Genomic DNA, 12,181 nt, shown 5'->3' with positions numbered 1-12,181 from the left:
GGTTATTATAGCAAAGAGGATACACCTGTTCCCATTCCGAACACAGAAGTTAAGCTCTTTAGCGCCGATGGTACTTGGTGGGAAGCTGCCTGGGAGAGTAGGACGTAGCCACGTAATCTTTTTTATTTTACGTAGATTTGTAGTGGTTAGTATTAAGTTACATTTGAAGTCATAAAGCTGAAAAGATGCTTTAAAATGACTCCTGCATTGTAACTTAATACTAACCACTTTTTGTTGTACGAAAATAAATAAAGATTACGCTTGTACGGTAGGAGATAAATATAAGAGAAGATGCTTTAAAATGATTTCTGCATTGTAACTTAATACTAACCACCTTTTTCGTGCATCAAAATAAAAAAGAACTGTGCTTGTACGATATGGATAAATAAAAGATTAAATAATTGGTGTAATTTACCATTAGAGTATATTGTGTTAATATATTTATATAGCGAAATAAGGGGAAAAAGAAGTATTATAATTTAGAAATTATATTGAGTAAATTAACTAATCAATTTAAAATAATAGTATTTGATTGTGGGGAGGATTTAATAAATAATTACCCTGAAGATGCATATGAAAAAGTTAATAAGTATGGAAGTCGCAAAAAAATTAGAGAAAAAGACAAAAGTTGTGAAATCATATTTATAACAGGGGTAATAGATTATCTACAAGACGGATATGAATTTAGAGTATATAGATATTTATTAAAGCCAATTAAATTTGTAGCTTTAAAAAAGCATACTATTTCGTCTATAAAGGAAGTTTTTGAAAGTTAATTATTACAATTTAATTTAATATTTTTTATAGGGAGAGAAAAAATGTTATTTGAGCTAAAGCTAGCCTTAATGTATTTACGAAAAAATAGAAAAGAGTCAATTACTATAATAGCTTCTATAGTAGTTGCAATCACATTAATACTGGGAGTAGACATAATAGGAGATAGTATGTCTATAAATCAAATAAACCAGGCTAAAGAAATTGCAGGATATTATGATGGAACATTTATAAGTAATAATAAAGAAAATATAGAAAAATTAAAAAAGGTAGATGAAGTTTATAATTTATCTACAGTTAAAAATTTAGGTGAATTTATTTTACAAGATGGATTAAAAAGTAAACTATATTCATTTGATAAAAATTATTTAAAGGATTTAAACTATGACCTTATTTCAGGAAGATATCCTAAAAATGAACATGAAATTATTATAGATTCAAAGTTATTAGGTAAATATGATAAGGAAAATATTTTAAATAAAAGTATTTCAGGAGTAAATAAAATTAATTATAAATTAGATGAAACTAATGAAATTTATAGTAAAAAAGATAATTATAAGGTTGTTGGGGTTATAAGTAAAGTTGAAGACTATTATAACCTTGAAGATATAGAACTAGATAGCTTTGTTGGAGATAGTAAAAATATAATACCAGATAAATTTATAACTTATAGTACGATTTATAATGTTAAAGGGATTAATGAACATAATATAGATCAGAAATTTAATGAAATAAGAAAAAAATACGATCCATCATCTGACTATACAACAGATATTAGAAAAGATGGACAATCAGACGTATCTAGTAATCAATACTTGGATGCGGCACTTAGATTATATGGAGCTTTCCAACAGGAGAATCAAAAAGAGGTAAAAATCCTTGTAGCAATAACTGCATCTCTTACAATTTTTAATTATTTTAATATAATTCTTAGTAAAATGATGAATCAAATTGGAGACTTAAGAACAGTGGGAATGTCTAATAAAAAGGTTATTAGATTTTATTTATTTCAAATGAGTATATTATTTATTATAGGTGGATTTATAGGGTTTATCTCTTCTATTATTTTTGCAAGATATGCTATGAGTATATTTGTAGGATCCAACTTATTTAATATAAGTGATTTTAGCAAAGTTAAGTTAAATATTTCACATCTTATAGTAGGTAAAGCTTTTTTAATAACTTTAGGTGCATTATTAATAGCAATATGTTTACCTATATTAAAATCATTAAAAAATACCCAATGGATCTTATAAATAAAAGTGACAAGGTTAAGTATAAAGCAAAAAAGAATAAGAAAATTCTAAAAACACTTTTAAAAAACAATTTATTAAGAAGCAAATCTAAGTCAATAATTTCAATTGCCATAATTGCATTTAGTGGATTTGTGTTTATATCATGTACATCTACGAATATGAAAAACTATTTTAATAAAACACAGAAATATTCAGTAGGACTTAAAGATGAATATAGTTACATGATAAAGCCTTATGAAAATGTTGATGAGAGCATAGATAAGATAAGTATGGAAGAGGCATCAAATATAAAGAAGATTAAAGGAGTAAAAGATTTTAATTTATTAAGTCATACATGTGGATATGTAACAATATCAAAAGATAATTTAAATAAATCTTATATTAAAATGGAGGGGATAAAAGATAATAAAAAAGAGAATTTAGAAGTAATGGCTTTGATAAGTGGAGTTGATGATTATAATAAATTAAATAAATATGTAAAAGAAGGAAATATACAAAAAATTAATGAACAAAATAATAAATTTATAGATGTTGCAATATGCAATAAATTTAGCAACATCTATAACGGTAAGATGGAAGATGCTATTAAAAATTTAAAAATAGGAGATATATTTGAGTTTAAAGTACTAAACAAAAAAGATAATAAAGAATTTGGTTACAAAACATATAAATGTAGAGTTAATGCTATACTAGATCAATCATTCCAATATAATAACGGAATGCAAAATTACGCTGTAAATATGGGTATATACATGAATTTAGAATCATTCAAGAATATAACAAATGACACTTATATACAGGAAGTAAACTTTAATATAGATGGGGAGGGTAATAAACAAGCAGATAAATTAGTAGATAATATAAATAAAAAGTATAATTCCTTGAATATTATTACTCCAAATAACAAATATAAAAGTTCAACTGACTCAAATAGTTACTTAAAGTCTAGGTTGATGATAGGGTCTATACTATTGATAGCTGCATTATTTAATATATATACAACAGTTAGTATAAATATTAATAACAATATAAGAGAGTTTTCTATATTAAGGGCTATAGGGCTTAAAAAGAAATATTTAAAAAAGTTAGTTATATATGAAGCTTTAGTTTATAGCCTTATAGGTGGTGTATTAGCGGGGGTTGCAGTTTCAATAGATGAGCTTATATTTTTCACCAAAAGTAAACAAATACATGCAAAATTAGGACATAATTTGAACATGAGTGATATATACATACCTCCAAAAGAGGTTCTTATATTTATGTCAATAACAATTTTATTTGCTTTTTTAATAGGGTATTTCAAGTCAAAGTTAATAGACAATATAGATATAAGTGAGGGTATAAATAAATACTAAAATAATTTATATTTTTAATAAGTCTGTATATAGACAAACTATAATAAAATAAGGAATTGATAATATATGAAAAAAAGTATAAAAACAAAAGATTTAAAAAAGATATATGGAAAAGGAGATAGCGTGGTAAACGCTGTTGATGGTATTACTTTAGAAATAGAAAGTGGTAAGTTTACTGCTATTGTTGGAGAAAGTGGAAGTGGTAAAAGTACCTTGCTTCATTGTATGGCAGGATTGGACAAACCTACATCAGGAAATGTATATTTAGGAGATCAGGATATATATACATTAAATGATGATAAATTATCTACAATTAGGGTACAAGAATACGGATTTGTTTTCCAAAGTTTTAACCTAATACCAGTTATTAATGTATATGAAAATATAATTTTACCAATATCTCTTGACTCAAAACCAGTAGATAAAAAGTATATTGATAGTATTATCGAAAGATTAGGATTAAAAGATCAAATAAAGAAATTTCCAAATGAGCTATCGGGGGGACAACAACAAAGGGTTGCAATAGCAAGGGCTTTATCAAATCAACCATCTATAATATTTGCAGATGAACCCACTGGAAATTTAGATAGTAAAACTAGTGACGAAGTTATGGATATATTAAAGAGATGTGTTAAACAATTTAATCAGACTTTAGTTATGATAACTCATGATGAAAAAATAGCAAAAATGGCAGATATAATGATTACTATAAGTGATGGTAAATTAATAGAAATAAGGCAAGGTTAAAAGGAAATATGAGTATAGGGGAACTTATTGCATTTCAATAATATACAGGAATTTTAATTGGTCCGTGTATAGGTTGAAGCAACATCAGCACTAGATAATATATCTCAAAAGTTTATATTAGAAAATATAAGTGAATTATTAAAAAATAAAAATGTTATAGTTATAGCACATAGATTATCTGCAATAATGAATAATGATAAAATCTATGTCTTAAATAAAGGACAGGTTGTTGAGTCAGGATCACATAGATAAGTTAATTTAATAAAAAGGTGTATATTATAATATATTCCAAAGTGCTCTACCTAATTAATCATTTTTATGGTATTATTATATATACTCAATAGATAAGTAAATAATTACAATGGAAAAAATTAAAGGATTTATGTACACTAATGTAGAATTAGTTGTATGTGGGGAGATTTTTTACGCTTAAGGAAATTTTACTTAACAAATGTTTGTAGATAACTTATACAACGTAGTGATACAAATATTTTGGTGAAAGTAAAAAATGACATTTTGAGCAACGGACGGAGTCGTTGGCGACATGAGTGAAGCGAATTTTTTATACATAATATCAATAAAACAAAATTAAATAACTTAAATATATATAGGTTCTTACATTTAAGATTAATAGGGAAAGAGGTGTAATCCCTCTACAGTCCCCGCTACTGTGATGCAGACGAACTCTATTTACCACTGTTAAAATTACGGGAAGGTTAGAGCAAGGAAGAAGCTAAGTCAGGAGACCTGCCTAGTATATTATATAACTAGGTTCTCGGGGTGAAGAATTTAAATCTTAAAATATTTTTATGACATATTTAAAGACTTAACTCTTGAGTTAAGTCTTTTTTTATTGTAATTTAAGGAGGTAGTCATGAAAACTTTAGAACAGACGATAAACAACATAAAGCCATTAAGTGAATTACATATGAATGCAGCGAAAGATAGATTAGATAAATTAATTAAACCTGTGGGGAGCTTAGGAAAATTAGAAGATATATGTATACAAATAGCAGGAATAACTGAAAAAAAATATTTTGATACAGATAAAAAAATAGTGATTGCTTTTGCAGGAGATCATGGAGTATATGAAGAAGGTGTAGCACCAGACCCTCAGAAAATAACGAGACTTCAATTTCCGAACTTTACTAAAGGGGTATGTGGAGTAGGAGCTATATCTAAATTTGTAAATTCTGATGTTGTTGCAATTGACTTAGGAATAAATACAGATGAAAAATTAGATGGAGTTATAGATTATAAGATTAGAAAAGGAACTTCTAATATGGCAAAAGGTCCGGCTATGACTAGGGAAGAAGCTATTAGATGTTTAGAAATAGGTATAAAAGTAGCAAATGAGAGTATAGAAAAAGGATATAACCTTATAGGAATAGGAGAAATGGGAATTTGTAATACTACTCCAAGTAGCGCTATAGTTTCTGTTATAGCTGATTGTGATCCTATAGATGTTACGGGAATAGGAGCAGGACTTAAAAAAGATAGAGTAGCTCATAAAGCTAACACGATAAGAAAAGCAATTGAATTAAATAAACCAGATAAATTAGATGGAGTTGATATATTATCTAAAGTTGGAGGTTTTGAAATAGGGGGAATGGCAGGCGTGATTTTAGCTTGTGCGGCTAATAGAACTCCAATAGTTATTGATGGATTTATATCATATGCAGCAGCTTTAATAGCATACACTATAAATCCTATGGTTAAAGAGTACATGATAGCATCACATACATCAGCAGAAGCAGGGGCAGCTAAGGCTTTAGAAATATTAAAGTTAAATCCTATGCTTAATATGGATATGAGATTAGGTGAAGGAAGTGGTTCAGCATTAGCCTTCAATATTATAGAAGCTGCAAATTATGCATATAAAAATATGGCAACAACTGATGAAGTAGACATAGGAAAATAAGAAGGTGAAATTTATGAGTAAGTTAATTTTAGTTACTGGTGGATCTAGATCTGGAAAAGTAGTTTTGCAGAAAGTTTATGTATAGGTAGAGAAAATTCAACAGCATATATAGCAACTTCTACTCCTTTTGATGAGGAGATGAAAGATAGAGTTAAAAAACATAAAGAGAGTAGACCGAGTAATTGGGAAACTTATGAAATTTTTAAAGATATATATTCGATAATAGATAATTTAGGTAATAAACATCAAACTGTTATTTTGGATTGTGTAACACTATTAGTTAATAATTTAATATTTTACTATGGAATAGATTTTGATAAATGCACTCCAGAAGAAACTAATGAGATGGAAAAGTATATAAAACAGCAAATTGAAATGCTAATAAATGAAATTAAAAAGACAGATTTATACTTTGTAATAGTAACTAATGAGTTAGGTATGAGTTTAGTGCCTGATAATAAACTTTGTAGAGTATATTCTGATATAGTAGGTAGGATAAATCAGTATATAGCTAAATGTGCTGATGAAGTTTACTTTGTTGTAAGTGGTATACCTATGAAAATTAAGGAGTAGTAATATGAAAAGATTTATAGGAATATTACAGTTTTTAACTAGAATTCCAATTAGAGTCGATATAGGATTTGATGATGAATTTCATAAAACTATGTACTACTTTCCTTTAGTAGGATTTGTGCTTGGAATTTTATACTTTATAGTTGGACTAGTATCAAGTTTAGTATTTGATAGTTATATAACGGCTGTAAATATATTAATAGCAACTGTTGTATTAACAGGAGGATTGCATTTAGATGGAGTAGGGGATACATTTGATGGTATATATAGCTACAGAGATAAAGAAAAAATATTAGAAATAATGAAAGATTCAAGATTGGGAACTAATGCAATGTTATCAGTATTGTTTTTGATTCTTATGAAACTTGGGTTGGTGTATTCTATTGTAGAATCAGGAAATTTATATAACTTAATATTTATGCCTGTATTTGCAAGAATGGCTATTGTAATAGCTTCTTATAAAAGTGTAACACCAAGAAAAAATGGTATGGGGAATGTTTTTATAGGAAAGCCAACTTTAAATATGATTTTAATTGGTATAGCATATACAGCAATATTAGTAGCATTTATAGGTTCAGTATTATTTAATTTAGATGCAATAAGTATAATTAAAGTAATAGCATTTATACCAGTTATGATTATATTTACTAGATGTTTTGTTAAGTATATATATTCAAAAATAGATGGAATAACAGGAGATATACTTGGATGTACATCCGAACTTGTCGAGGTTGTATATTTAATTTTTATATATTTGACATTTGGATTAAAATAAGAGGTGAGATTATGTCAAAGCTTATATTAGTAAGACATGCTACAACAAAGGATAATATAGATGGAAACTTATCTGGACATATAGATAGTGAATTAAGTAATTTAGGTAAACAACAAATACTTAAGCTAAATAAATTCTTAGAAAAAGAAAATATTGATTGTATATATACAACTACATCTACTAGAACTAAGAATACGATAAAGGATATAGCTAAATCTAAAAACTTAGACATTGTTGAGAGTGAGAATCTTAGAGAAATTAGTTTTGGAGACTTTGAAGGAATGAATTTTGAATATATAAAAAATAATTTCCGAGAAGAATTTGAAAAAATAATTAAAAATGGATTTGAATATAAATATCCAAATGGGGAAAGTTTAGTAGATTCTTATAACAGAGTTTGCAAAGAAATAAATTATATATTGGATTGTAATAAAGATAAAACCATTTTGATATGCGCTCATGCAGGAACAATAAGAAATATCATTTCTTATTTAATTGGAAATACACATGAGTATCACTGGAATTTTAAAATAGATAATGCATCAGTTAGTATTATAGACATAGTAGATGGATTTTCTGTAATTCATACACTAAATAATACTTTATATTTAACATAAATACATACACAAACATATATAAAAAACATCATAAAAATAGACATAAATTAGGTTCTTCATTAAAGATTAATAGGGAAAAAGGTTAGAATCCTTTGCAGCCCCCGCTACTGTAATGCTGACGAAACTATTAGACACCACTGTGATTTTACGGGAAGGAATAGGACTAGGATGAAGCTGAGTCAGGAGACCTGCCTAGTTTATGGAAATAAAGTCTTCGGGGTGAAGGATTTTAAAATTGGTTAAGTATATACTTTTTAAGATCTATCCATTCTGGATAGGTCTTTTTTTGCAATAAAAAAACAATACAAATTGGAAAGGAAACTTTTATTATGAGTAAATCATTAATGTTTTTAGGAACAGCTTCTAATGTAGGTAAAAGTACTTTAGCAGCTGGATTATGTAGAATACTAAAACAAGATGGATATAGTGTAGCACCTTTTAAATCTCAAAACATGGCATTAAATTCATACATAACAAAAGATGGATTAGAAATGGGGAGAGCACAAGTTACTCAGGCTGAGGCAGCTGGAATTGAACCTGATGTTAGAATGAATCCAATTTTATTAAAACCATCAGGGAAAAATAGATGTCAGGTAATAGTAAATGGAAAGGTTCTTGATAACGTAAGTTCTAGCATATATCACGATTATAAAGAAGACCTTGCCTTAATGCTAAAACAAACTTATAAAGACTTGAGCGATGAGTACGATGTAATTGTTCTAGAAGGAGCAGGAAGTTGTGCAGAAATTAATTTAAAAGATAGAGATATTGCTAATATGGGAATGGCAGAAATTGCAGATGCACCTGTAGTATTAGTTGCTGATATAGATAGAGGGGGAGTGTTTGCATCTATAGCTGGAACAATGATTTTATTAGAAGAAAAAGAACGAGAAAGAGTTAAAGGTGTTATCATTAATAAATTTAGAGGGACTGTAGAACTTTTACAATCGGGAATCGATATGCTAGAAGATATTATAAAAGTTCCTGTCCTAGGAGTAGTTCCATATAGTGATTTAAACATAGAAGATGAAGACAGTGTAACAGATAGATTTAAAAAACAATTTAAAAAGAATGATGTGAATATAGAGATAATAAGAACACCGTACATGTCAAATTTTACAGATATGCATATGCTAGAGATACAAGAAGATGTAAGTATTAGATACATAGAAAAAGGGGAGTCTTTATCAGACCCAGATATGGTCATAATACCGGGAAGTAAAAATACAATAGAGGATTTAATTTATATAAGAGAGAGCGGATTAGAAAAGCAAATAAAAGATTTACAAAAACAAGGTAAATTAATATTTGGAATTTGTGGAGGGTATCAACTTTTAGGTAATAAATTATATGACCCGGAAGGTATAGAGGGATCTATAAAAGAGATTGATGGAATGGGACTTTTAGATATAGAAACTAAATTTGAAAAAGAAAAAGTTACAACTCAAGTTGAAGCTATTATAAATAAAGATTTAAATGGATACTTAAATTCATTAAGTGATATTAGTGTAAAGGGATATGAAATACATATGGGTGAAACAGATATAAAAGGAAAATCACTACTGACAATAACTAAAAAGTTAGAAGATAATGTTTCATATCAAGAGGGATGTATAAATGAAGAAGGAAATGTAGTTGGAACTTACATTCACGGTATTTTTGATGATGATAGTTTTACAAGAGAAATATTAAATTCAATAAGGAAGAGCAAAGGATTAGAAGAAAATCAAAGTTCTATAACTTCGTTTGAAGAATTTAAAAATAAAGAGTATGACAAGTTAGCAAAAATACTAAGAGAATGTTTAGATATGGAAAAAATATATGAGATTATAAATGGTTAGGTGATAATATGAAAAAAATATTGATAGCAGGAACAAATAGCGGAGTTGGAAAAACTACTATTTCACTGGGAATAATGCAAGCGCTAACTAAAAGAGGCTTAAAAGTTCAACCGTATAAAGTAGGACCAGATTATATAGATCCATCGTATCACACATTCATAACTGGGAGAGACTCAAGAAATTTAGATTCATATATGTTGGAAGATGAAAAAATTAAATATATAGTAAATGAAGCATCAAAGGAAGCTGATATATCGGTAATAGAGGGGGTTATGGGATTGTATGATGGATTTGGTATAGAATTAGATGCATGTACAAGTTCATATACTTCTAAATTACTAAAGGCCCCAGTTATATTGGTTATAAATGGAAAGGCTATATCTTCTTCAGCAGCAGCTATGGTTCTTGGATATAAAGAATTAGATAAAAATGTAAATATAAAAGGTGTAGTAGTAAACAATGTAAAAACGAAAGGTCACTATGAACTTATAAAAGGAGCTATAGAAAAATATTGTAATACTGAAGTATTAGGTTATTTCCCACCTAATGAAAAATTTTCTTTAGAGTCTAGGCACTTAGGTTTAATTCCAAGTGTTGAAATGGAATCGTTAAAAGAAAAATTTAGTGATTTAGGAGATGAGATAGAAAAATACATAGATATAGATAGACTAATTGAAATTTCAGAAAGTGAATCAGTAAAAAGTAATTTTGATTTAAAAGATTTACCAAGGTTTGAAAACAAAAAAGTAGCTATAGCTTATGATAAAGCATTTAATTTTTACTATAAAGAAAATATAGAACTATTAGAACATATGGGGGTTGAAATTGTTAAATTTAGTCCTCTTAATGATAAGAAGGTTCCTGAAGCAGACTGTATATACATTGGAGGCGGATTTCCTGAAATATTTGCAAAAGAGTTGCATTTAAATGAAAGTATGAGATTATCTATAAAAAATGCACATGAAAAAAATATACCTATATATGCTGAATGTGGTGGGCTTATGTATTTAGGGGAAAAGCTGAAAGATTCAGATGAAAATATTTATAATATGGTAGGAATATTTAAAGGAACTAGTGAAATGACAAGTTCACTTAAAAGATTCGGATACTGTGATGGGATAGCTAAGGAAGATACAATTCTTTCGAATGAAGGAGAGATTATAAAAGGACATGAATTCCATCACTCAGAATTTAAAAGTGATGAAAACTGTGCTTATAAAATGATTAAAAAAAGAGGCGATAAAATTGTAGATGAATGGGATGGAGGATATTCAAAAGGGAATACCTTAGCTACATATTTACATACTCATTTTTATAATAATTTAGATTCAATAATAAAATTTATAGGTGATAGAAATGAGTAAATTAATAATTTTAGTAATGGTTATAGCGTATCTACTGGATTTGGTTATAGGAGATCCATATTCTTTTCCACATCCGGTTAGATTTATTGGAAATCTTATAAGATTTACAGAAGGAAAAATAAGAATAATTTTCAAATCAAAAAAACAATTAAAAATAGGGGGGTTCCTACTTTGGACTATAACAGTAGGATTTACAGCATTAGTAACAAATTTAATTCTGAATTTACTTTGTATAAATAATATTTTTTATGTGATTATAGCATCGATAATATTATATACAACATTATCAACAAAATGTTTAGCTGATGAAGCAAAAAAAATATATGAAGTTTTAAAAACTGGAGATATTGAAAAATCTAGAAAACAACTATCGTATATAGTTGGCAGAGATACAACTAGTTTAAATGAAAATGAAATAATAAGAGCTACTGTAGAAACTGTAGCCGAAAACACAGTAGATGGAATAATTTCACCTATGATGTATGGATTTATCGGAGGACCTGTTCTTGCAATGGCTTATAAAGCTATAAATACATTAGATTCAATGGTGGGATATAAAAATGAAAAGTATGGAGACATAGGATTTGCATCTGCGAAAATTGATGATATAGCAAACTTTATACCTGCTAGGATAACACCATTTTTCATGATGATAGCAAGTTTTATATTAGGATTTAATTCTAAAAAAAGTATCAAGATAGCTATGAGAGATAGAAAAAACCACAAAAGTCCAAATTGCGCATATGCAGAAGGTGCAGTGGCAGGTGCTCTAGAAGTACAACTAGGAGGAACAAACATGTACTTTGGAGAAAAGGTTTATAAACCTACTATAGGGGATAAAGATAGAGAGTTAGAAGCTGAAGATATATTAAGAACAAATAAAATAATGTATTTAACGTCATTTATAGCTTTAGTTATATTTTCAATAATTACTTATATAGTACTTTAAGATAGAGGG

General features: G+C 27.8%; 11 protein-coding genes, 1 rRNA gene and 2 riboswitches. All 12 genes read left to right on the top strand.

What is annotated here, in order from left to right; translation table 11 throughout:
* A 5S ribosomal RNA gene (gene rrf / locus LEQ07_RS16425) occupies positions 1-114 on the top strand; the annotation flags it as partial.
* Between the two features lie 377 nt (positions 115-491).
* Positions 492-776, top strand: coding sequence for a hypothetical protein (locus LEQ07_RS16420; protein ID WP_263331518.1), 285 nt, complete (start codon positions 492-494; stop codon positions 774-776).
* Positions 777-818: 42 nt separating this feature from the next.
* Positions 819-2,030, top strand: coding sequence for an ABC transporter permease (locus LEQ07_RS16415; RefSeq protein ID WP_263331517.1), 1,212 nt, complete (start codon positions 819-821; stop codon positions 2,028-2,030).
* Positions 2,018-3,385 (top strand): ABC transporter permease, encoded by a 1,368-nt coding sequence (locus LEQ07_RS16410; protein WP_263331516.1) that lies wholly within the window; start codon positions 2,018-2,020, stop codon positions 3,383-3,385. Before LEQ07_RS16415 ends, LEQ07_RS16410 begins: the two co-directional genes overlap by 13 nt.
* A gap of 66 nt (positions 3,386-3,451) precedes the next feature.
* Entirely contained in the window at positions 3,452-4,132 is a 681-nt protein-coding gene (locus LEQ07_RS16405) for an ABC transporter ATP-binding protein (protein WP_263331515.1), read from the top strand.
* A gap of 592 nt (positions 4,133-4,724) precedes the next feature.
* Positions 4,725-4,900, top strand: a riboswitch (cobalamin riboswitch).
* A gap of 106 nt (positions 4,901-5,006) precedes the next feature.
* The gene (gene cobT / locus LEQ07_RS16400; protein ID WP_046823129.1) at positions 5,007-6,053 is read left to right on the top strand and encodes a nicotinate-nucleotide--dimethylbenzimidazole phosphoribosyltransferase; all 1,047 of its coding nucleotides are present in this window, start codon (positions 5,007-5,009) and stop codon (positions 6,051-6,053) included.
* Between the two features lie 48 nt (positions 6,054-6,101).
* The gene (cobU, locus tag LEQ07_RS16395) at positions 6,102-6,626 is read left to right on the top strand and encodes a bifunctional adenosylcobinamide kinase/adenosylcobinamide-phosphate guanylyltransferase (RefSeq protein ID WP_332843284.1); all 525 of its coding nucleotides are present in this window, start codon (positions 6,102-6,104) and stop codon (positions 6,624-6,626) included.
* 4 nt (positions 6,627-6,630) lie between these two features.
* Positions 6,631-7,401, top strand: coding sequence for an adenosylcobinamide-GDP ribazoletransferase (gene cobS / locus LEQ07_RS16390; RefSeq protein ID WP_046823131.1), 771 nt, complete (start codon positions 6,631-6,633; stop codon positions 7,399-7,401).
* A gap of 11 nt (positions 7,402-7,412) precedes the next feature.
* Positions 7,413-8,018 carry a histidine phosphatase family protein gene (locus LEQ07_RS16385; protein ID WP_263331502.1) on the top strand — a complete coding sequence of 202 codons (606 nt, stop codon included), beginning with the start codon at positions 7,413-7,415 and terminating at the stop codon, positions 8,016-8,018.
* A gap of 32 nt (positions 8,019-8,050) precedes the next feature.
* Positions 8,051-8,228: riboswitch (cobalamin riboswitch) on the top strand.
* Between the two features lie 119 nt (positions 8,229-8,347).
* On the top strand, positions 8,348-9,859 hold the full coding sequence (locus tag LEQ07_RS16380) for a cobyric acid synthase (RefSeq protein ID WP_263331500.1): 1,512 nt from the start codon (positions 8,348-8,350) through the stop codon (positions 9,857-9,859).
* Between the two features lie 8 nt (positions 9,860-9,867).
* On the top strand, positions 9,868-11,223 hold the full coding sequence (locus LEQ07_RS16375; RefSeq protein WP_263331498.1) for a cobyrinate a,c-diamide synthase: 1,356 nt from the start codon (positions 9,868-9,870) through the stop codon (positions 11,221-11,223).
* On the top strand, positions 11,216-12,172 hold the full coding sequence (cbiB, locus tag LEQ07_RS16370) for an adenosylcobinamide-phosphate synthase CbiB (protein ID WP_195948212.1): 957 nt from the start codon (positions 11,216-11,218) through the stop codon (positions 12,170-12,172). The genes LEQ07_RS16375 and cbiB overlap by 8 nt, the downstream gene beginning before the upstream one ends.
* Positions 12,173-12,181 lie beyond the last annotated feature (9 nt).

The organism is Paraclostridium sp. AKS73, from assembly GCF_025671395.1.
Taxonomy (GTDB): domain Bacteria; phylum Bacillota; class Clostridia; order Peptostreptococcales; family Peptostreptococcaceae; genus Paraclostridium; species Paraclostridium benzoelyticum.
The sequence above is the reverse complement of the archived record's forward strand: the minus strand, read 5'-3'. Positions and strand labels throughout refer to the sequence as shown.